The sequence below is a fragment of the Dysgonomonas sp. GY617 genome (assembly GCF_015233815.1).
Classification (GTDB): domain Bacteria; phylum Bacteroidota; class Bacteroidia; order Bacteroidales; family Dysgonomonadaceae; genus Dysgonomonas_A.
Map to the genome: position 1 here is coordinate 176,554 of NZ_JADCLR010000007.1, position 22,992 is coordinate 199,545.

The following is a 22,992-nucleotide window of genomic DNA, read 5'->3' on the forward strand; positions in this document are numbered from 1 at the left end:
TATTAAAAAGTTACAGATTGATTATTTTGAATTATCTTTGTTTAAGGTCATATACCCTAAAGAAACAAGGCCTATGATCTTTTTATTTAGCAAATAAATAGAATATAGAAAATTACTTACACTTATAAGACATAGCATAAACAGTTGAAATTACTTATATGAAAAAAACACTTACTCTTCTTTTTTTAATTCTTGTGGGATGTATTCAGCTTATAGCCGATAACAATACGCCTCTTATATACAAAATCAATATAAAACAAGAGATAGGGCCAGTTACATGGCAATATCTTCAAAACGGATTACACCTTGCCGAAAAAGAAAAAGCGGATTATATACTTATTGAAATGAATACCTATGGAGGAAATGTAGTAGAAGCCGACTCGATGCGAACAGCTATTCTCAACAGTAAAATCCCTGTATATGTATTTATTAACAACAATGCTGCATCGGCCGGAGCTTTAATTGCTATTGCTTGTGACAAAATTTTCATGCGAAACAGTGCCAATATAGGAGCAGCAACAGTAGTTGATGCTCTAGGAGAAAAAGCCCCCGATAAGTATCAATCCTATATGCGGTCACTGATCAGATCTACTGCCGAAAGTCATGGCAAAGACACTCTTATATCTCAGAGTAACGACACCATACTTAAATGGAAGCGAGATCCCAGAATAGCGGAAGCAATGGTAGATGAACGAGTAGTAATACCAATACTAACCGATACAACCAAGGTTTTGACTTTAACAGCTAATGAAGCCGTTAGTGTGGGATATTGTGATGGAATTGCTGAAAACATTTCCGAAGTTATAGTAAAACATATGAATATTGAGGATTATGAAATTCATACCTACAATCCTACAATTTTCGATTACATAAAAAACATTCTCACCAACGGAATAGTCCAAAGTATCCTCATTATGATTATTGTAGGAGGAATATACATAGAGCTGAAAACACCAGGGATAGGTCTTCCTATTGCAATGGCTATAACTGCTGCCTTGTTGTATTTTACACCTTTATATATGGATGGCTATGCTCAAAACTGGGAAATCATCGTATTTGTTATTGGTCTTATTTTAATAGCCTTCGAGATATTCGTCATACCCGGATTTGGCGTTGCAGGTATCAGTGGTATCGTACTTACCATTGCCGGATTATTCCTCAGTTTAGTAGGTAATGTTGATTTTGACTTTACAGGAGTATCATCCGATCAAACACTCAAATCATTAGTAACTGTTATTGTGGGAGTCTTTATGTCGTTTATTCTCATTATTACTCTCATTAGTAGGATTGGGAAGGAAGGAAGCTTATTCAGGAATATTGCACTCACTAGCGATCAGGAAGGATTTATCTCTGTACCCGAAGAACAAAAACTAATGATTGGAAAAATCGGGCATGCCGCCACCGTATTAAGACCATCGGGAAAAGTAATTATAGATGGAGAATATTACGATGCAGTTGCCAATCAAGGTTTTATAGAAAGTGGTAAAAACATTAAGGTCATTAAATACGAAAGCTCTCAATTGTATGTTGTCGAAATAAAGGTCTAAGACGTATTTTTCTTTAGATAAATATAGTAATAAAAGACAGTATAAAGATTAGATAGTGATATAACAAAGAAATATGAAATTTATAGCAATTATACCAGCCAGATACGGATCGTCTCGTTTTCCCGGAAAACCTTTAGCAAATATGGCAGGAAAACCCATGATACAACGAGTTTACGAACAAGTAAAGAAAGCTCTGGATGAAGTTTGGGTAGCTACTGACGATGAACGAATAATAAAAGCAGTAGAAACTTTTGGAGGAAAAGCGGTATTAACTTCACCCGATCATAAAAGCGGTACAGACAGATGTAATGAAGCTTATACTAAAATAGGACTTGGATTTGATGTTATAATCAATATACAAGGTGACGAACCTTTTATTCAACCTCAGCAGATAGAGACGCTAAAGGCTTGTTTCGATACGAAAGAAACTGAATTGGCAACTTTAGTAAAACCATTCAAAAAAGAAGATGGCTTTGAGGTATTATTTAATCCGAACTCTCCTAAAGTTATATTGAATAAGAATAGTGAAGCTATCTACTTTAGTCGTTCTATTATTCCATATATAAGAGATGTACATCATCAAGAATGGCTCAATAAGCATACTTTTTATAAGCATATAGGTATGTATGCATATAGAGCAGATATTTTAAGAGAGATAACTCTTTTATCACAATCTACACTAGAACTTGCCGAATCTTTAGAGCAACTACGATGGATAGAAAATGGTTATAAAATAAAAGTAGGACTTACTGATATAGAAACTATTGGTATAGATACTCCCGAAGATATGGAAAAAGCTATCAAGCTACTAAACTTCTAGAACTAAGTGATATTAGTACAATTGTAGCTTTAGACCTGAATTTTTATTTTTAGCAACTAAACACTTGTTTAGTTGCTATTTTTTTTATTAATTTGCATAATTAAACAAGTGTTTAAAACAGAACACTATTTATTACTCCCGATATGATCAGCGACAAAGACCCTCACGAAGTAAAAAAACGCATACTGAAAGAGGCTAAAACTCTCTTTATCAAAAATGGATATAATGGAACCAGTATCAGAGATATTGCCAAAGTATCAGAAACAAATGTTGCGATGGTTAATTATTATTTTCAATCGAAATATAATTTGTTTGAAATAATATTTGAAGAGGCTATAGATATACTCACTCAAAAAATTTTCCTCACACTAGGCTCAGATGTCCCATTTTTTGAACTCATAGAAACATGGATAAATACCTATTACGAGATTCTTTTTGAATATCCACAAATACCTATGTTTATTTTAAATGAGGTAAGTCGGAATCCTGAAAAATTAACGACCAGAATAAAAAGTAAGAATCCATTACAGGCATTTGAAACAATAGCGAAACGCATCGAAGATGAATCTGCAAAAGGAACTATAAAAGAAACTCCATCTGCCGATTTTCTACTGAATGTACTTTCTCTATCTCTATTTCCTTTTATGTTTGGCGAATTAGCTATGGCACTGATGGATGTATCGAGAGAAAAGTACAGCGAACTAATCGCCAATCATAAAAAATATGTTGTAGAGTTTACTATTAATGCTTTACAACCCAATACCACGTCTTAAATATTTGCTAAACATGCACACAAAACTTCAATATAAGATGGGTGTTGACGTTGGGTCAACAACTATCAAGATCGTAATTATAGACGCCGATTTTCAAATTATTTATAAAACTTATAGAAGACATCAGGCTAACATTCAGCAATCGTTTGCTGAAGAATTAAATAAGGTAACAACACAATTTCCTGATAGCGAATTCTGTATAAACATTACAGGATCAGCAGGCATGGGTATTGGCGAACGTATTGGCGTCACTTTTGTACAAGAAGTAGTAGCAGCAGTAGAGGTGGTAAATAAAATATATCCAGATACACACACTCTCATCGATTTAGGCGGAGAAGATGCCAAAATGGTATTCTTTAAAGAAGGTAAACACCCTGATATACGCATGAATGGCAGTTGTGCCGGTGGTACAGGTGCTTTCATCGATCAGATGGCAAATCTAATGAATATTTCGACAGAAGAACTAGGTAACCAAGCTCTTAAATTTGATAAAATTTACCCGATAGCTTCTCGTTGTGGCGTATTCGCTAAGACAGATGTTCAAAACCTGATAAGTAGAAATATACCAGTATCTGATATATCGGGTTCTATCCTTCACGCAGTTGCCCTTCAAAGTGTAACAACTCTTGCCAGAGGCTGCGATATTACACCTAAAATACTATGTATTGGCGGTCCTCTTACTTTTATTCCTGCTTTACGAAACTCATTCAGAGAAGTTTTAAAGATAGAAGATAATGATTTTATACTACCCGAAAACGGAGAATACTTTCCGGCTTGGGGTGCTGCATTATATCAGGAAAAGAATGTAACTCATCACAATCTGAATGATTTAATTGCTAAATCTGAAGACAACACAACAGCTCAGAAAGATTATTTACCTGCTTTGTTTAAAGATGAAGAGGAATATCTGGAATGGAAGAAAAACAGAAAGATAAAGCCTCTCAAATTCCAAGAACTGGGTAGTAAAAAAGAAATAGAATGCTTTCTTGGTATAGACTCGGGCTCTACTACAACCAAAATTGTAGTAATGGATGCCAATGCCAATATAATATATCGTTTCTATGGTAGTAATGAGGGAAACCCTCTAAAGAAAGTCATTGAAGGACTCTCTAAATTCTACAAAAAAGCAGAAGAAAGAGGCGTATTATACAAGTTTTTATCCTCAACAGCTACAGGCTATGGAGAAGACCTGATAAAATCGGCTTTAGGGCTCGATTACGGAATTGTAGAAACGATGGCTCACCTCTCTGGAGCACAATATGTAGATCCTAAAGTTTCTTTTATTCTCGATATTGGAGGTCAGGATATTAAATCGATATTCACCGAAAATGGAGTAATCTCCAATATTGAACTCAATGAAGCCTGTTCTGCCGGATGCGGCTCGTTTTTGCAGAACTTTGCATCAACAATGAACATGACTTTAGGCGAATTCTCACACGCTGCATGTATAGCACAATATCCATCTGATTTAGGTTCTCGTTGTACTGTTTTTATGAATTCGAAAGTAAAACAGTCGCTTCGTGAAAATGCAGGAATGGATGATATTGCAGCCGGTCTTGCTTATTCTGTTGTAAAGAACTGCTTATATAAGGTTCTTAAAATATCGAATCTAAAGCAATTGGGCGATCATATTGTTGTTCAAGGAGGTACATTTCGTAATGATGCAGTATATCGCACATTGGAATTGCTTTCGGGCAAATCTATCAGCTCCACAGATCACCCCGAATTAATGGGAGCCCTAGGTGCTGCCCTTTATTCTCAAAGGTTATGGAAGAAAAAACAGACCTCAATTCCTAACACCAAAGCAATATCTTTACCGAATATAGAGGCCATTGACACTAGGGAACTTCAATGTAAAGGCTGTAACAATAACTGCTCAGTATTACGATTCAAGTTCGAGAACGGCAATCTATGCTATGCAGGTAATAAGTGCGAAAAGATATTTTACAGCAAAAGCTCTATACAAAAAGGAGGCTATAACGGTTTTGATGAAAAGAATGAGATATTATTCAGCCGAGGGGTAAATGCCGACAATATCCAACAAGGAAAAACAATCGGGATACCTCGTGTTTTGAATATGTTCGATAATTATCCTTTCTGGCATACACTTCTATCAGAATGCGGATTCAATGTAAGATTATCACCTGAATCTACATTTCCCCTCTATCAAAAAGGTGTGGGTGGTGTAATGTCCGATAATATATGCTTTCCTGCCAAACTGGTACATGGACATGTATTGTCTCTCATTGAACAGAAAGTCGATCGCATCTTCTACCCTATTATACCAAAGGAAGAAAAAGAATTTGGCAGTTCGTCCAACTCTTTTAACTGTCCTGTTGTCAGTGGCTATCCCGAAGTTATCAGAAGTTCAGTAGAACCCGATGAGAAATACGGTATTGCATTCGATAAACCTGTCATAACTTTCAGTAGCGATAAGGCTTTAGAAAAAGGCTGTTATGACTATTTATTATCATTAGGTGTTTCAAAATCTGTTCTCAGCAAAGCGTTTGAGAAAGCGATGAAGGTAAAAACGGATATAAAAATACAGCTAAGAGAAAGCCAAAAAGATTTGCTCAACGAGGCTATTGAAAATAACGAGACTGCTTTTGTTGTTGCAGGCAGACCTTATCATGCCGATCCGCTTATCCATCAAAAAGTCGGACAAATATTGTCAGATCTTGGTGTTACAGTATTTACTGATGATGTTTTCCGTAAAGAAGAAAGCTCAGGATTCGGACGTTTGAACATTGTATCTCAATGGTCATACCCAAATCGTGTAGTGCAAGCAGCTATGGAGGTTGCAAAATTACCTCAGAATATACAATTGATTCAGTTGAATTCTTTCGGATGTGGCCCTGACTCCTTTTTCATGGATGAGACACAAGATATATTAAAAGCAGCAGGTAAGAACCTTACTGTTCTGCGTATTGACGAGATAGCCAGTCCGGGATCTATCCGATTACGTTTACGTTCATTAGTTGAGTCTTTAAAAACAATCAATACTTTAGAACAAAGAACTCCTCAACCTGCATACGAAGGTTATCGAACACCTTATACTAAAGAGGACCGAAAGAAAACAATACTTATCCCTTGGTTTACTGATTTTCTATCTCCTTTTGCTCCTGCTTTAGGTGAGTTGGTTGGATATAAAATACAGAACCTCCCTAAATCAAATAAAGTATCGGCCGATTTAGGTTTGATGTATGGTAATAACGAAGTTTGTTACCCTTCAACTCTTATATTGGGAGATATTATAAATACTCTACAATCGGGTGATTACGATGTGCAAGATGTTGTTCTAGCAATTACTCAAACAGGTGGACAATGTCGTGCAACCAATTATCTGGCTCAAATAAAGAGCGGATTACAAAATGCTGGATTCAGAGACATTCCGGTTATAGCCCTTTCGTCTGGAGACTCATATCAAAATGAGGAAAGTGAATTCAATATCGACTGGAAAAAACTAGCTAAAATAGCTGTTGATCTTGTTCTTTATTCGGATGCTCTACAGCAGATGCATAGCGCTATAACAGTACGTGAAAAGACAAAAGGTGCATCGCAACAGGTATTTGATTTCTATATAGAAAGAGGTATAGACGGAGTAAGAGCAAATTCGCCCAAAACACTACGCCGATTATTAAAAGAGGCTGTTGCCGATTTCAATAATGTTCCTATTTTCAAGAAACAATATACTAAAGTGGGTCTTATAGGTGAAATTTTCCTTAAATACAATAATTATGCTCAGGCAAATATAACTGAATGGCTGAGATCGAAAGAAGTAGAGGTTTCGTGCCCTCCACTCTTAGATTTCTTGATACAGTTCTTTGTAAACAATAAGGAAGATGTAAGAAACGGTCTGAAAGAAGAAACAATTTTCGAAAAAGCGATGCAACCTCTTATCTGGACTTGGATCAATAGCAAGATTAAGAAGTTCGAAAAGATAATGACCAATTTCAAATTCTACGAAGTATCCGAGTCTATTTTTGCTAAAGCTGAAGCGGCCTCCGAAGTATTAAGCCTCTCTAATCAATATGGTGAAGGATGGCTTATTGCAGGGGAAATAGCTCACTACGCACGCAAGGGAGTTAATAAAGTCGTCTGTATTCAACCGTTCGGATGTATAGCTAATCACATTGTAGCTAAAGGAATTGAGAAGCGATTGAAAACTCTATATCCTGATATGAACATCCTATATCTTGATATCGATGGAGGTATTGCTGAAGTAAATCTACAAAATCGTCTACATTTTATGATCTCATAAATTAAAGTCTTATACTTTAATTACCGCTTTGACAAGTATAGTATTAAATACATTTAAATACTTAAATAAAAAGGAGAGTGATTCAAACTCTCCTTTTTATTATTCTACAACTATCTCATCAATCATTATATACGCCTTAGCCCCTGCTTTTTCATGCCATGATGGTAATTCTTTAATAGCCTCTAGAGTTACTCTGATATAGTTAGTTTTTATAGTATCAAAACTTGCTTCTACATCAAACACCTGAGGTTTAATATGCTCATTAAGAATAGGCAACGTTTTATGATGCACTTGGCTAAAAGTTTTTCCATCATCTGAAACTTCAATAGTTATTGATCTGGCAAATAAAAGCCCACCACGACTATTTATGAATTGATTTAATTTCACCGAGGAAATTGAAACTTGCTCACCTAATTTTATCGTCGCTATCATATCCGTTCCTAAAAAACCAAGCCACGAGCCTGTACGATAAGTATTCTTATATCCTTTTTCTCCATCTACCAATGTTATCGGAGAATTGAAAGTATATTTATTATCCGGCTGATTTTTTAATTCAATAGGCTTCACTGTAGCTTTGTTAAAAGAAAATTCCTTTGAATACATTTCACTTTGCTTACCCTCTCTGACCACAACAGCTTTTAAGCCTGTCGACTTAGCAATAACAATAGGTTGTGAATATTTAAGGCTCTTTTCTGTCGGTTCAGTTCCATCCAAAGTATAGTAAATGGGAGCATTATCAAATGTTGACAATATTATCTTTATCTCACTCTTTACCGTATCATAATCATATTTAGCTTGTACCCCATAAGCCTGCTTATTGTTTGCATAACCTAGTTTATCCAACAATAGAGATTGACGATACATTCTTTCAACAAAGTCATTATAATTCTTTTCTTGAGGATATGACCATAACGTTTCAGCCAATGCAGCCATACGAGGTAATAACATATATTCTACACTTTTGCTCGTAGGTATATATTCTACCCAAACATTTACTTGCCCTCCTAAAATATGCTTTCGTTTGTCTTTTGGTAATTCAGTTGGAATAGGATCAAAACTATATACCTTTTCCAAATTGGTTAACCAACCAAAAGTATAAGGTTCACTATCAACATTTGACGATTGATAATAATCCAGATAAACATGTGATTCGGGAGTCATTATAACATCATGCCCTTTATTAGCTGCGTAAGTTCCACCTTCGGTTCCTCTCCACGACATAATTGTAGCATTAGGCGCAATACCTCCTTCTAATATTTCATCCCAACCGATTATAGATTTACCTTTCTTATTTATTATTTCCTCCACCCGATGGATAAAATAACTTTGCAGCTGTTCTCCTGCTGAATGCTCTTTTGTCTCTCTAATTCCTAAAGTTTTTATCCTTGCTTGACATTTAGGACAAGCCATCCACCTATTTTTAAGACACTCATCACCTCCAATATGAATATATTTAGCAGGAAATAAGTCTGCTACTTCAGTAAATACATCATCAAGAAATGTAAATACGCTATCATTTCCTGCACAAAGAACATCCTCAAATATCCCCCAACCTCGCCCTACTTGGTAAGGTCCTCCGGTACATCCTAATTCGGGATAAGATGTAAGAACAGCTAATGTATGTCCGGGAATATCTATTTCGGGGATAACTGTTATATAGCGTTGACGTGCATATTCTATAACTTCTTTTATTTCGTCTTGAGTATAAAAACCACCATAAGGTGTATTATCATATTCTTCAGAATGGCGATCGATAGCCGTTTCTGATCTTTGCGAACCTATTTTAGTAAGATTGGGATATTTCTTTATTTCGATTCTCCACCCTTGATCATCAGTCAGATGCCAATGAAAGACATTCATATTGAACAATGCCAACACATCTATATACTTCTTAATAAAATCAGCAGAATAAAAATGACGTGAAACATCTAATAATGCTCCTCGATGCGAAAACTGAGGATAATCTTCAATTTCGACAGCAGACAAAGACACCTTGTTCGTTTTATCTGCGGGTAGTGATTTACGCAAGGTCTGAATACCATAAAATACACCTGATGCACTAGCTCCATGTATTATTATATTATTTGCTGTTACAGATAATTTATAATAATCAGGGTTTAGATTAAGTGTACTATCTACTTCAAATTTTATAATATCCTTAGATTCATCTTTATTAGTCAGTTGAAGTTCAACACCTACTGATTCTTTTATATATGCAGATAGAAAAGAAGCCAATTGATGTGATTCATTATCATGTTCTACATAATATACTTTAGTCGATTTATTTAAAATAAAAGGTTCACTTTCAGCGTGAAGAACTATTTTTCGAGGTAAAGGAACTATGCTATAATTTGCTTCTTTGATCGTATTATCATCTTTACATGCAGATAATAAAAACAATAGAGAAAAAATTGTGATTATGGATAGTCTTAAGGTTACATTTTTTTTTAGCGTATGGAAATGTGTCATGGTTAAATTGGTTATAACTGAGAATTAAAGACAATAAATATACAAATAAATTACATAGTGAAAAAATTCTAAATTTTATAAACTTTTCGCCACCTTCTGTGTTATCAAAAGATACACAAACGAGTTCTGATAAAACCATATACTGGAAAAATATATCAATCTCATATAATACTAAACTAATTACAACTATGAAAGAAGAAGAAAAAAAGAAAACCTTAACTACTAATCAAGGTGCCCCTGTTGACAATGATCAGGCTTCGATTACAACTCAAAATCCTACAATGACTTTACTTTCGGACACCCACTTGATCGAAAAACTAGCACATTTCGATAGAGAACGTATTCCCGAAAGAGTTGTACATGCTAAAGGCTCTGGAGCTTTTGGTTATTTTGAAGTTACAAATGATGTTACAAAATATACTTGTGCCGATTTTCTTTCTCAGATCGGAAAAAAGACAGATATATTAATCAGATTTTCAACAGTAGGTGGTGAAAAAGGATCTGCTGATACAGCACGAGATCCTCGTGGATTTGCTCTGAAATTTTATACTGATCAAGGAAACTACGATATGGTAGGTAATAATACTCCCGTATTTTTCATTAGAGATGGTATTAAATTTCCGGATTTTATTCATACTCAAAAAAGAAATCCAATATCAAATCTACCCGACCCTGATGCATTCTGGGATTTTCTTTCTCTCACACCAGAGAGCATTCATCAGATAACTATTCTTTTCTCGGATAGAGGTACTCCCGATGGTTTTCGTCACATGCATGGTTTCTCAAGTCATACTTTTATGTGGTATAATGCCAAAGGCGAACATGTTTGGATAAAATGGCATTTCAAAACAGCACAAGGTGTGAAAAATCTTACTAATGAACAAGCAACCGAATTAGCAGGAACAGATCCCAACTATGCAACCCGCGATCTTTATGAAAGTATAGAGAAAGGCGATTATCCTGCATGGAATGCCTATGTTCAGATAATGACACCCGAAGAAGCTGACAATTATAAATTTGACCCCTTTGATATTACCAAAGTATGGTATCAAGGCGAATATCCATTGATTCCCGTAGGTCGGTTTGTATTAAACCGAAATCCTGATAATCATTTCAATGAAATTGAACAAGCCGCTTTCTCTCCCGGTAATTTCGTTCCCGGTATAGCTGCTTCACCCGATAAGATGCTGCAAGTACGTCTTTTTAGTTATCCCGATACACATAGACATAGATTAGGCGCAAACTTCGACCAATTGCCTGTAAATGCACCAAAATGTCCGATGCATAATTATCAACGAGATAGCTATATGAATACTCGTAACGATGCACCTTCACCCAATTACTATCCTAATTCGTTCGAAGGTCCTGCACCCGATGCAAAGTTTACACCTCCTGCATTGGATGTACAAGGACTAGCTGCACGACATGAATATCCTTTAGGTGATATCGATTTTGTACAGACTGGAGAATTATATGGTCGTGTACTAAGTGAGTATGACAAAACCAACCTAATTAATAATATTGTAGGACATATAAAAAATGCACAACAACGCATTCAATTACGCCAAACGGCATTGTTCTACAAAGCTCACCCCGAATACGGAACACGTATTGCACAAGGCTTAGGGTTAAGTGTTGACAGAGTAAGACAGTTAGCTGAAATGAGTCAAGAAGATAGAGTAAGAGCTACTGCACAGTAATTACAATTTGTAGTATATAATAAAAGCCCCATAGTAAAAAACTATCGGGCTTTTATTATTTCTTTCTTCAATTTCATTTTATCGTTTTGAAAAACAAAATCTACTTATTATATATAGTATATAAGCAAAAATCAGATACCTCACCAAATCATAATGATGAAGATATACTAAAGCAAAAGTTGCGACAACAATTGCGATAGTTAGTAAAACAACACTACCTACTCTAGGCAATATAGCCACCTTTTCTCCCCATACATTAGTTTTAAATATCCAATTAATAGGAATCACAAAACCATTAACCAGTAAGATAGAATACGACATATATTCGTATTTTACATCATTTAATAAACATAGCATGGCTACCAGACCAATCATAGCACCATAATATAACTTACCCATCTTAGTAGATGCACTTGATGGCATATCAGTAGCCATAAATAAGGTTCCTAATAATATTCCTCCTAAAGAAAACTTTATGTCTTTAAATGCAAATATTTGTAGTAAGATGAAAAAAGTAACCAACAATCCGAATGGTATATGCCACGAAATACGTCTACGCAAAAGAAGATATAATCCACCCAAGACTAATAGTATAACCGAATATTCGCCTATTGCACCCGATGGTTTAAAGAATATAGAATTGAGGTATTCAGTAAAACCTCCGTTTCCTAAGAAATTGAAGATATTTAGATCCTGAAAATTGACATAATCTTTATTATACCAAATAGTTCGAGAGGTCATTACAAGAGGAAAGAATACGGTCATAAACTCACGTCCAACCAAAGCTGGATTAAACATATTCCGTCCTAATCCTCCCCATAATATTTTACCGAAAATTACAGCCATAGCCGAACCAAAAGCGACCACATACCATGGTGTAAAGGGAGCTAAGGTAAAAGCCAACAAAATAGCCGTTACTATTGCCGAACCATCAAGCAGTGTATCCCATTTTTTAAGAAATATTCCTGCAAATATAAATTCGCCAATCATAGCACTTATTACAGCAACGAACATGACGAATAGAGGAGCTTCTCCATAAGCGAAGTACGAAATAGCTGCGCAGGGAACAAGTGCCAGTAAAACATCCGACATTACTTCCCAAACACTATCTTTAGCTCTTACAAAGGGGGTATATATAGTTTTACTATCAGTTTGCATGAGTCAACAACGCTTTAAGTTTAATTTTTCCTTCTTTAATACTTTCCATCAATGGAACATCTGTCGGACAAATATATTCGCAAGCAGCACATTCTATACAAGAATTTAAACTGTATTTTTCGAGTGCCACAATCTTTCCAGTTCTATACTTTTCTGCAAAAACAAGAGGCATTAATTTCATAGGACATACATCAACACAATATCCACACGAAATACAATTATTTCTCTTGATCTCCTTCTTTTTGAAAAATAGAACTCCCGATGCACCTTTCACTATTGGTGCAGAAGTATTAGTGATATTCTTCCCCATCATAGGGCCACCTAGTACCAATTGTTTATCATCCAAAGTATTTGTTAAACTCTGATGCTCTAAAATGTGACTTATCGGCGTACCTATCTTAACCAAATAGTTTCCTGATTTTTTAGATTGTTCTCCCGAAATCGTAATTATACGCTCTGTTAAAGGCTTTTGCTCTACAAGAGCATTATACACTGCATGAATTGTACCTACATTACTAACCATCAGACCTTCATCTTTGGGTAAAACTCCACGAGGTAGTTCTTTTCCTGTAATAGATTTTATAAGCTGTAATTCTCCACCTTGAGGGTACTGATTGGGTAATATGGCAACTCTTATATTTTTATATTCGGGTTGAGATAGAAACGGACGAAAAACATCCAGTAATTCCTTATTTTGTTTTTCAATTGACAAAACTATTTCATGCGCTTGCAGTACTTTATTAATCAATAAGATGCCACGAAAAAGCTCTTCTGTTTTATCCCTCATCAAAGCATAATCTACTGTAAGATAAGGTTCACACTCAGTTCCGTTTACTATAAAAGTATTGATTTTTTTACCCAATAGATTGTATTTTACAAAGGTAGGAAACTGAGCACCTCCTTCTCCTACTATACCTGCACCTTTTATTATTGTTAATATTTCCTCTGCAGTTAAGTTATCAGCCTCTAATATTGGTCTTTCGATCTCTTTATTTTGAAAATCATTTTGAAGAACAATAGTTTCAACTAAAGTTCCGTCAGCCAAAGGATGCAATTCTATTGCCTTGATAGTTCCCGAAACGGGAGCATGAATATTAGCTGATAGATTACGTGTTTCTTCCGCAATGATCTGATATTTAAAAATATACTCGCCCACCTCTACAATAGGCATTGCCGCTTGTCCTATATGTTGTAATAAAGGCAAATACAAGACAGGAGCATCAGGAATATCCGATATACTCATCTGCTTGGTTTTGCTCTTCATCGAAAAAATATGCATCATAATTTTATGCTTTGTTAAGGTTTCTTCTTTATAGGTCTTAAGACCTTTTATTGTTGCACTCTATTGTATAATATACTTTTCGAAACCATCCGAAAAACGAATGCTATTATTTTTATCCATTAAAAAGCCCTCAACATCAAACTGACTTGATAATAGCTTCATTTTCTCCGTGAAACCATCTAATGTCTGATTGTATAAACCTGTTGATATAATATCGCCCACAAAACAATTGGTTGATATAATGCCAATTTGCTTATTCTCGGAAGGATAACCCGTTATTGGATTAATGATATGCCCATATCTTTTACCACCGATCTCTACAAAAGTCTTTGTTTGTGCCGAAGTCGAAAAACAAGCATTAGAAACCTTCAGCTTAAATAAGCTATCATCTGTTTTCAATGAGTTCTCTACATTTACAACCCAGTAAGGATGTACCGAGTTATTTAGTGTTTTGATCGTACTACCTCCTGCGTTAATAATGGCATCGGTAATGCCTTCTTTTCTCATTTTCTGAACCAGTTTATCCACTGCATAAGACTTCATAAACGAGCCTGTAATTATCTCCTGTCCTTCTGCAATCCGAACCTTAGAGCCTTCTATTTCTATTTTCTTATAGTTGACTAACTTCTTGGTAGCCTTAATTTCTTCTTTCAATGGTAAACGAGGGGCTTCATCTTTATAAAAACCCCATAAGCGAACCAAAGGCATTACGGTGATATCATAGCCACCATCAAACAAGTCCGAAAAGTATATAAGCTGTCTCAATAAACTTATAGTCTCCTCATCTACTTCTACAAAATGCCCGGCATTCTTATTTATTAAATCAAAAAAAGAACCTTCGCTATATGAATTATAATGTTTGTCAACATCTTCTAATATAGCAAATAGTTCATCAAACAGGCTTTCATCACAGAAAACCGGTATTTTTATCTTAATATGTGCATGGAATAACCATCGCACCTGAGCTTTATATAAAAGTCCGTCATTCACTTGCAGCAGCAGATTCTTCTTGTACTGGTTCTATCTTTGTTTGAGCAGCAGCCTCTTTTACTTTTGGCGTTTCTTTCTTTTCAGCAACCTTAGCAGATTGCTCTTTTACGCTATTATCTTTAGGTTTAGGCTCAGAAGCCTTGGATATCTCTTTCTTTGAGACTTCCGAAACCTTTATTTCCTCCTCTTTAGGTGAAGAGCTATCATTATTAGGAGTTATAACCTCTGTCTCTTTTGTATCTACTTCCTCTGTGATTACAGGATTCTTATTTGCAATCTCTTTTTCTTCTGAATCAGGGGCTTTTAAGCCATCATTATCCTTAAATATAGTATCTATTGCAGCCTTGTTTCCAAAGACTATCAAAACAATACCAAACAGAAAAAGAATAATCTTCTTTACAGTTGTCATTTTATCTAGACATTAAGTTATTTTACTTACAAAAATACTCAATACGTAGTCGTATTGAGTATTAATTAACTATTTATAATAAAAAAAGAATCTTATTTAATAACAAATAAGATTCTTCAACTTATAGATATAGTCAATTATTCTTCAGGCATCATATTATGAAATACATTCTGAACATCTTCATCATCTTCAAACTTATCCAAAAGCTTATTTATTTGGGCTCTTTGCTCTTCAGTAACCTCTTTTAGCTCATGTGGAATTCTTTCAAACTCAGCACTATGAATTTCAAATCCGTTTTCCTCCAAATATTTTTGAATATCCGAGTAAGATTTAAATTCACCATATAAAAGTATATCTTCTTCGTCTTGCTCTATTTCATCTACACCATAGTCGATAAGTTCAAGTTCAAGATCTTCTAGAGAAACACCCTCTTTAGGTGATATTTTAAATACACATTTATGGTCGAATAGAAACTCTAAACTACCTGTTGTTCCTAATGATCCATTATTTTTATTGAAATAACTACGCACATTAGCAACTGTACGAGTGGGATTGTCTGTTGCCGTTTCTACTACAATTGCAATACCAAAGGGACCATATCCCTCGTAAGTAACTTCTTTATAGTCCGATTCGTCCTTAGAGATAGCTTTCTTAATTGCACGTTCAACGTTTTCTTTTGGCATATTCTCTTTCTTCGATTGCTGTATCAATACACGCAAACGAGGATTTGTATCAGCCTCAGGTCCTCCCTCTCTAACTGCAATAGTTATTTGTTTTCCTAATTTAGTAAATACACGAGCCATATTGCCCCAACGTTTCATCTTCGTTGCTTTTCGGTATTCAAATGCTCTTCCCATATCTATTATTATATTTCATTAATTTCTTTTCTGGCTACAAAAGTATAAAAAATAGCATACAGAAGAAACTATTAAGAGTAAGACCTTTTGATAACTACAAAAAAATATTTCCTCGAAGATCTTTTTATCCAAAACTAAATGCAAAAGCATTTCTATTAAGCTCATCGCCTCACTAATTATAATGATTTCGAGCTACTAATTTCACCATTATAGGTGATTGTATTGCTAGGACTATTTATATTACTTCACACGATTTTTATATAAAAAATAAACTCTAAAAAAATGAAATTTTATCTAATCTTAATGTGCTTATTTTTAAGTATATCCATTGCAACAGCAAAAGATATACAAGGTTTAATAAAAAACAGTGACGGCGAAGCTCTCGAATATGCAACCATCAGGCTAGATGGAACTAATTGGGGAACGACAACTAAATCAGACGGTACATTTTACTTCAAAAACATACCTGCCGGACAATATACACTAGTTGCTACACTTATCAATTATAATACCAAAACAGTAGAAATAGATGTCCTATCGAACTCTACAACTGATGTTGGAGAAATTACGATGGAACAAACAAGTCAAGCCCTTCACGAAGTTGTGGTTTCGACCTCCATGGATAGATATGTATCAAGACAGCCATCAAATTCAATCCGATTGGATCAACCCTTAGTGAAAATTCCTCAAAACATACAGATTGTAAACTCATCTATGATCGCTGATCAACAGATACTCAGCATGAGCGACGGAATTGTTCGCAATGTAAGTGGAGCTACACGTCAGGAACATTGGGGCGATTTATACACCCGTGTTAATATGAGAGGTGGACGTGCTGCCGCTTTTAGAGAAGGGATGAATATTACATCAGATTGGGGACCATTAACGGAAGATATGAGTTTTGTTGAATCTATTGAGTTCGTAAAAGGTCCTGCCGGATTTATGATGTCGAACGGCGACCCCAGTGGGATTTACAATGTAGTTATGAAGAAGCCAACTGGACAAACGAAACATCAGGCATCACTTACATTAGGTAGTTATGATCTTTATAGAGCAAGTATAGACCTTGATGGAAAACTAGATCAATCGGGAAAACTATTGTATCGCCTAAATTTAATGGGACAACTTAAAAACTCGTTCCGTAATAACGAATTCAATAATAGATACAGTATTGCTCCTGTTATTTCTTATATTATTGATAACAACACAAAACTTACTGCAGAATATACATTACAGCATGTAGAGATGTCAAATATAAGCTCATATTATAGCTTCTCGACACAAGGTTACGGAACATTACCTCGAAATTTCACGATGTTATCAGGAGGAATGGAGCCTACTAAAATAAATGACCATAGTATAATTTTGAACCTTCAACACAATTTCGATCCCAACTGGAAGCTAACAGCACAAGCAGCTTATTTCAATTACAATCAAGTAGGTAGCTCCATGTGGCCAGATTCTATTAATAGTGAAGGATATATGAGACGTAGAGCAAGTGTATGGGATGCTATTTCTCAGATGAAATTTGGACAAGCTTATGTGAATGGCAAAGCCAAGACGGGAAGTGTTGTACATCGTATATTAGGAGGTTTAGATATGGGAAATAAGGAATATTGGGCAGATTGGATGCAATCTTTTGTTCTTGACACTATCGGCTCATTCAATATTTACAATCCTAATAATGGAGCGCCAGCTTTAGGTTATCCTGTATTCGACCGAAGTAAAAGTGTGAAAGAACGTGCAGGAGGTCCTCAAGTTACACAAACATATACAGGACTTTATTTGCAAGACGAGCTTTCTTTTTTTGACGAAAGTTTACGCTTAACATTAGCAGGTCGATATACTTATGTAAAAAGTAATTCTTATGGAACTTCGGTTGAAGAACGCAAATTCACTCCACGCTTAGGTCTTAGTTATTCCATAAACGAAAACACCTCATTATATGCTCTATATGACCAAACATTCTTACCTCAAAGTGGTTTGCGTCGCGATGGAAAAGGCATTAGATCAATCACAGGTAATAATATGGAGATTGGAGCCAAAAAACTTTGGTTTGGAGGAAAATGGAATAGTACATTATCACTATATCGCATCATTAAAAATAATCTTTTAGCTGCCGATCCTAATAATGCTTCAGGAGAAATATATGTTCTGGAAATAGGACAAAGTAGAGATCAAGGTATTGAGTTTGATCTACAAGGAGAAATACTTAAAGGTTTAAATATTGTTGCAAACTATGCCTTTACTGAATCTGAAGTGACCAAAAGCTCTTCCGAATATCCTAAGGGAACTCAACTACCGGGAGTAGCTAAACATACAATTAATGCCAATCTGAAATATAAATTCACGGAAGGTGTTTTGAGTGGCTTTAATATTCAGGCAGGATGTACATCTCTTATCGATAGATCTTCATGGTGGTCTGATAATACAGTAAAGGCAGAAGAACTACCTAACTATTTTCGTTTAGACGCCGGAGCGGGTTGGTCAAATGGAATATTAGCTATTAATTTAATGGTTAATAATGTACTTGACAGTTATTTATATTCGGGTAGTTTCAATAAAATAAATCACACGCCAGCCTATTATTGGCAAACTGAAGCTCCTGTAAACTATCGACTAAATATTACTTATAATTTCTAAGGTTATAGACCTATTTATTACTTTTGTAAACGTTTAAAAAACAACAGAATTTATCTTTAATGAAGAAACTATCATTCAAGCGAATAAGTTATCTATTGCATCTCTGGTTAGGAATGATTTCGGGTATTGTTGTATTCATTGTAGCAATTACGGGATGTATATATATTTTTCAGACAGAACTGCGTGATATATTTCAGCCCTACCAATACGTAGAAGTAGAAAACAAGCCATTTCTTTCTCCTTTGGAGCTTAAAGAAAAGTCAAAGCAATACATATACGCGTCTCCAGCTGATACCAGTAACACCATTTATGGTATTACTTATGGCAGACAAAACAAAGCAGCCACAGTAGCCTACGATCATCACGAAGATGGATATACCCTTTTGGTGCTAAACCCTTATTCAGGTGATTACATTAATAAGCAAGTCTTGAAAAATGATTTTTTCAGATTTATACTGTCAGGACATCGCAATCTATGGCTACCTTATTCTATTGGACATCAAATTGTGGGATGGGCTGTTTTGATCTTCGTTATTGTACTCATTACAGGTATCATTTTATGGATTCCTAAAAGATGGAATAAAAAATCCTTAAAACCTCGACTTACAATTAAAAAGAATGCAGGATTCTTTAGACTCAATTATGATCTCCACAATGTATTAGGTATCTATGCTGCACTTATTGCTTTGGTGATTGCATTAACTGGTCTTACTTGGAGTTTCGAATGGTATGCCAACTCATATTACAAAGTAATTTCGGGAGGTAAAGAGCCTAAAGAATGGCAGGTAGCACAATCTGATACTACAGCCATATCTAGCCTCGAAAATACGGCAGATATACTGTGGTCAAGAGTAAAAGCTGAATACCCTATTGGAATAGAGGGTTCATTTATTTTCGACTTTCCTGATAAGAAAGCTGATGCATATCGTATTTGCTTTAACTCCGTTAACAACGATACATATTATAAAAGGCATTTTCGCTTCTTTGATCAGTATACGCTTAAAGAATTAGAAGGTGGTGGTATGTATGGCATAAAATACGAAGATTCGTCTGCGGGTGATAAGTTCTATAGAATGACCTACGATATACACGTGGGAGCCATAGGTGGCTTTGCGGGTAAATTGCTGGTTTTCTTAGCTAGTTTGATTACAGCTAGTCTTCCTATCACAGGTTTTATACTTTGGTGGAAAAAAAGAAGTAAACAGAAGAAGTAATAAATTCATTAATACTAAAAAAGGATTCTGAATAACAGAATCCTTTTTTAGTATATAAAATAGATGTATAATACTATCTCAATTGAGCATTTAATTCCTGCTCTAGCGATTTTTGAATCTTTTGCATAATAGCATCAATCTGCTTATCAGTCAATGTTTTTTCATCATCTTGAATAACAAAGTTCACCGCATATGATTTTTTACCTTCAGGCAGGTTCTTACCCTCATATACATCGAATAAACTTACGTCCTTCAATAGTTTCTTTTCCGATTTATAAGCTATTTTTTCTATCTGTTCGAATAAAATATTTTTATCTAACAACAACGCTAAATCTCTTCTTACTTGAGGATATTTAGATATCTCTGTAAATGTAACTTTATGCTTTTTAGTTTCTTTCATCAAAGCATCCCAGTTCAATTCAGCAAAATACACCTCTGTATTTATATCCGCTTGCTTCAATATTTTTTTAGCCACAATACCTGCAGTACCTATAATTCTGCTACGAGTTTTAATAGTTAAAGCTACACTATAAATGTCATTCGAGAACTGCTCGTATTCGTATTGACCTTGAGACATTCCCAAACGAGACAATATATTCTCAACATATGCTTTCAATTGATACACTGATGATTTTTCGGTTGTAGTAGCCCAACTATTGCTGTTTGTATCACCACATAACCAAAGTCCCAGATGAAATTCTTCTGAATATTCTCTCAATGGTTTATCAGCCTCTTTTTTGTCTGCATCAAAATAATAACAATTACCAAATTCGTAGAATTTAAGATCGTTACTTCTTCTATTTCTATTGTATGCAATACTTTCTAAACCTCCGAAAAGTAAGGTTTGACGCATCACATTCAAGTCAGTGCTCAATGGATTCAGTAAACGAACACATTTCGAATCTGGATACGTTTCCAAGCCTGTATAATAAGCCTCTTTAGTCAAAGAGTTATTCATTATCTCATAAAAACCATCACCCGTAAGCTGCTCCGAAATCAGATTTTGTAAATCATAGCCTTTATCGGTAGGTGTTTGATAAGATAGATTAGATTTTAGAGACTCTCCTATTTCTATATTATTATATCCGTAAATACGAAGAATATCTTCAATAACATCTACGTCGCGCAGTACATCAACACGATAAGTAGGTATGCTTAATGTTAATTTATCATCAGATTCTCCTTTAATCTCTATCTCGAGACTAGCTAGAATAGATTTTACAGTTCCTTTATCCAGATCTTTACCAATTAGTGAATTTACTTTGGCATAAGAAAGTTCAACTATCGGATTCTCTATTCGAGTAGGATAAATGTCTTGAATTTCTCCCACAAAATTACCTCCTGCAACTTCCTTGATCAGCAAAGCTGCACGTTTCAAAACATATAATGTATCATTAGGATCAACACCACGTTCGAAACGAAATGATGAGTCGGTACTCAATCCATGACGGCGTGCTGTTTTACGTACCCATGTAGGATTAAAATAAGCACATTCTAAGAATACATCCGTAGTACTTTCTGTCACTCCCGATTTTAAACCGCCAAAGACTCCACCAATACACATACCCTCTTTGTCGTTACAGATCATCAGATCCTTATCACTTAACGTATGATCTTGCTCATCCAAAGTTACAAACTCAGTACCCTCAGCTAGCGTCTTCACATAAACAGTACCTCCTGAAATTTCTTTCATATCGAAAGCATGCAAAGGATGCCCCATCTCGTGAAGTACATAATTGGTAATATCTACAATATTATTTATAGGGCGTAAACCAATTATATTAAGGCGATCTTTCAACCAATCAGGACTTTCTTTAACTGTAACTCCTTTTATTGTAATACCCGCATAACGAGGACAAGCTTCCTCATTCTCAACTATTACATTTATTCCTTTTTCTGTTGCATCAACAGTAAAAGCATCTACCGAAGGTCGATTTAAATCGGTTGCTTTTCCATTTTGTTTCAAATAAGCAGCAAAATCACGAGCTACCCCAAAGTGAGAAGCAGCATCTACCCTATTAGGAGTAATATCAACCTCTAACAAAAAATCACTTTTGATATTATAATAATCTTTGGCAAGTGTACCAACTTTTGCATCGGCAGGTAGAACAATAATACCATCATGGCTTGTTCCAAGACCGATTTCATCTTCGGCACAAATCATACCAAAAGATTCTTCGCCTCTTATTTTTGATTTCTTAATTGTAAAAGACTCTTCTCCCGAATAAAGCTTAGTGCCAACCAAAGCTACTATAACCTTTTGTCCGGCAGCAACATTAGCTGCTCCACATACTATTTGCAAAGGCTCTTCTTGACCTACATTTACGCTAGTAACATGTAAATGATCTGAATTGGGGTGATCTACACAAGTAAGCACCTCACCCACAACTAAACCTTCGAGTCCCCCTTTTACAGTTTGGATCTCTTCTACCCCTTCGGCTTCAAGCCCTATTGAAGTAAGAGCAGCAGCCACCTCATCGGGCGACAAATCGAAATTAATGTAGTCTTTTAACCAATTGTATGAAATATTCATATTCCAAATTGTTTCTTAGCTAACTTATTAGCTGTTTATATTTTATATAATACTATTTCTTTTAAAGCCAGAGTAAACATCCCATGAGTATATTCTCAGAATATAGCTTTCTACAACAGTTTTATCTATAAATAAAAGTGGTAAAAAAACATGAGACTTTTAGTTCGCCAAAATTACAAAATTTTCTTTGTCTACCCTAAAAAAAGAGGCTATCCATGCACTTTGCTGTAAAAAAAACCGAATATCGGTTACTTTATTATTAGATAAAATCTATATTGGCTGAAAACCTTTTGCACAAAACATTGTTATAAATCCGATATCTAGAATAAAGATAGC

General features: G+C 35.1%; 14 protein-coding genes. 7 read left to right on the forward strand and 7 right to left on the reverse strand.

Translation table 11 applies throughout. The features are described from left to right. Nucleotides 1-158 precede the first annotated feature (158 nt). From IR022_RS07910 to IR022_RS07925, 4 genes are all read left to right on the forward strand, one after another. Nucleotides 159-1,547: an NfeD family protein gene (locus IR022_RS07910; RefSeq protein ID WP_194203304.1), complete on the forward strand. Its 1,389-nt coding sequence runs from the start codon at nucleotides 159-161 to the stop codon at nucleotides 1,545-1,547. 73 nt (nucleotides 1,548-1,620) lie between these two features. Further along, nucleotides 1,621-2,367: a 3-deoxy-manno-octulosonate cytidylyltransferase gene (gene kdsB / locus IR022_RS07915; RefSeq protein ID WP_194203305.1), complete on the forward strand. Its 747-nt coding sequence runs from the start codon at nucleotides 1,621-1,623 to the stop codon at nucleotides 2,365-2,367. A gap of 143 nt (nucleotides 2,368-2,510) precedes the next feature. Then, nucleotides 2,511-3,140 (forward strand): TetR/AcrR family transcriptional regulator, encoded by a 630-nt coding sequence (locus IR022_RS07920; protein ID WP_050710547.1) that lies wholly within the window; start codon nucleotides 2,511-2,513, stop codon nucleotides 3,138-3,140. Between the two features lie 13 nt (nucleotides 3,141-3,153). Next, the gene (locus IR022_RS07925; RefSeq protein WP_194203306.1) at nucleotides 3,154-7,401 is read left to right on the forward strand and encodes an acyl-CoA dehydratase activase-related protein; all 4,248 of its coding nucleotides are present in this window, start codon (nucleotides 3,154-3,156) and stop codon (nucleotides 7,399-7,401) included. Between the two features lie 99 nt (nucleotides 7,402-7,500). Here IR022_RS07925 and IR022_RS07930 read toward each other — a convergent pair whose 3' ends face one another. Beyond that, on the reverse strand, nucleotides 7,501-9,870 hold the full coding sequence (locus IR022_RS07930; protein WP_194203307.1) for a family 20 glycosylhydrolase: 2,370 nt from the start codon (nucleotides 9,868-9,870) through the stop codon (nucleotides 7,501-7,503). A gap of 188 nt (nucleotides 9,871-10,058) precedes the next feature. Here IR022_RS07930 and IR022_RS07935 point away from each other — a divergent pair, with 188 nt between their 5' ends. Next, complete coding sequence (locus tag IR022_RS07935; protein WP_194203308.1) at nucleotides 10,059-11,570, forward strand: catalase; 1,512 nt, start codon at nucleotides 10,059-10,061, stop codon at nucleotides 11,568-11,570. Nucleotides 11,571-11,648: 78 nt separating this feature from the next. Here the strand turns inward: IR022_RS07935 and IR022_RS07940 are convergent, their stop codons facing one another. The 5 genes from IR022_RS07940 to IR022_RS07960 form a co-directional block, all read right to left on the reverse strand. Then, nucleotides 11,649-12,728, reverse strand: coding sequence for an RnfABCDGE type electron transport complex subunit D (locus tag IR022_RS07940; RefSeq protein WP_194203309.1), 1,080 nt, complete (start codon nucleotides 12,726-12,728; stop codon nucleotides 11,649-11,651). Further along, a complete protein-coding gene (gene rsxC / locus IR022_RS07945) occupies nucleotides 12,718-14,010 on the reverse strand; it encodes an electron transport complex subunit RsxC (RefSeq protein ID WP_194203310.1) in 1,293 nt (430 codons plus the stop codon). Before rsxC ends, IR022_RS07940 begins: the two co-directional genes overlap by 11 nt. Before the next feature lie 60 nt (nucleotides 14,011-14,070). Further along, nucleotides 14,071-15,000: an FAD:protein FMN transferase gene (locus IR022_RS07950; protein ID WP_194203311.1), complete on the reverse strand. Its 930-nt coding sequence runs from the start codon at nucleotides 14,998-15,000 to the stop codon at nucleotides 14,071-14,073. Beyond that, a complete protein-coding gene (locus IR022_RS07955; RefSeq protein WP_194203312.1) occupies nucleotides 14,993-15,409 on the reverse strand; it encodes a hypothetical protein in 417 nt (138 codons plus the stop codon). Before IR022_RS07955 ends, IR022_RS07950 begins: the two co-directional genes overlap by 8 nt. A 137-nt stretch (nucleotides 15,410-15,546) precedes the next feature. After that, nucleotides 15,547-16,266: a YebC/PmpR family DNA-binding transcriptional regulator gene (locus tag IR022_RS07960; RefSeq protein WP_050710541.1), complete on the reverse strand. Its 720-nt coding sequence runs from the start codon at nucleotides 16,264-16,266 to the stop codon at nucleotides 15,547-15,549. A gap of 282 nt (nucleotides 16,267-16,548) precedes the next feature. Between IR022_RS07960 and IR022_RS07965 the strand changes: the two genes are divergently transcribed. Further along, nucleotides 16,549-18,909 carry a TonB-dependent receptor gene (locus tag IR022_RS07965; protein WP_194203313.1) on the forward strand — a complete coding sequence of 787 codons (2,361 nt, stop codon included), beginning with the start codon at nucleotides 16,549-16,551 and terminating at the stop codon, nucleotides 18,907-18,909. 59 nt (nucleotides 18,910-18,968) lie between these two features. Beyond that, entirely contained in the window at nucleotides 18,969-20,123 is a 1,155-nt protein-coding gene (locus IR022_RS07970; RefSeq protein WP_194203314.1) for a PepSY-associated TM helix domain-containing protein, read from the forward strand. 73 nt (nucleotides 20,124-20,196) lie between these two features. On the opposite strand, the gene pheT is transcribed toward IR022_RS07970, so the two are convergent. Then, on the reverse strand, nucleotides 20,197-22,656 hold the full coding sequence (pheT, locus tag IR022_RS07975) for a phenylalanine--tRNA ligase subunit beta (protein ID WP_194203315.1): 2,460 nt from the start codon (nucleotides 22,654-22,656) through the stop codon (nucleotides 20,197-20,199). Nucleotides 22,657-22,992: the final 336 nt, after the last annotated feature.

What these genes read in the sequence shown, in the direction of transcription:
- IR022_RS07910 (WP_194203304.1), top strand. Translation starts at nt 159, where the DNA reads ATGAAAAAAACACTTACTCTTCTTTTTTTAATTCTTGTGGGATGTATT.
- kdsB (WP_194203305.1), top strand. Translation starts at nt 1,621, where the DNA reads ATGAAATTTATAGCAATTATACCAGCCAGATACGGATCGTCTCGTTTT.
- IR022_RS07920 (WP_050710547.1), top strand. Translation starts at nt 2,511, where the DNA reads ATGATCAGCGACAAAGACCCTCACGAAGTAAAAAAACGCATACTGAAA.
- IR022_RS07925 (WP_194203306.1), top strand. Translation starts at nt 3,154, where the DNA reads ATGCACACAAAACTTCAATATAAGATGGGTGTTGACGTTGGGTCAACA.
- IR022_RS07930 (WP_194203307.1), bottom strand. Translation starts at nt 9,870, where the DNA reads ATGACACATTTCCATACGCTAAAAAAAAATGTAACCTTAAGACTATCC.
- IR022_RS07935 (WP_194203308.1), top strand. Translation starts at nt 10,059, where the DNA reads ATGAAAGAAGAAGAAAAAAAGAAAACCTTAACTACTAATCAAGGTGCC.
- IR022_RS07940 (WP_194203309.1), bottom strand. Translation starts at nt 12,728, where the DNA reads ATGCAAACTGATAGTAAAACTATATATACCCCCTTTGTAAGAGCTAAA.
- rsxC (WP_194203310.1), bottom strand. Translation starts at nt 14,010, where the DNA reads ATGATGCATATTTTTTCGATGAAGAGCAAAACCAAGCAGATGAGTATA.
- IR022_RS07955 (WP_194203312.1), bottom strand. Translation starts at nt 15,409, where the DNA reads ATGACAACTGTAAAGAAGATTATTCTTTTTCTGTTTGGTATTGTTTTG.
- IR022_RS07960 (WP_050710541.1), bottom strand. Translation starts at nt 16,266, where the DNA reads ATGGGAAGAGCATTTGAATACCGAAAAGCAACGAAGATGAAACGTTGG.
- IR022_RS07965 (WP_194203313.1), top strand. Translation starts at nt 16,549, where the DNA reads ATGAAATTTTATCTAATCTTAATGTGCTTATTTTTAAGTATATCCATT.
- IR022_RS07970 (WP_194203314.1), top strand. Translation starts at nt 18,969, where the DNA reads ATGAAGAAACTATCATTCAAGCGAATAAGTTATCTATTGCATCTCTGG.
- pheT (WP_194203315.1), bottom strand. Translation starts at nt 22,656, where the DNA reads ATGAATATTTCATACAATTGGTTAAAAGACTACATTAATTTCGATTTG.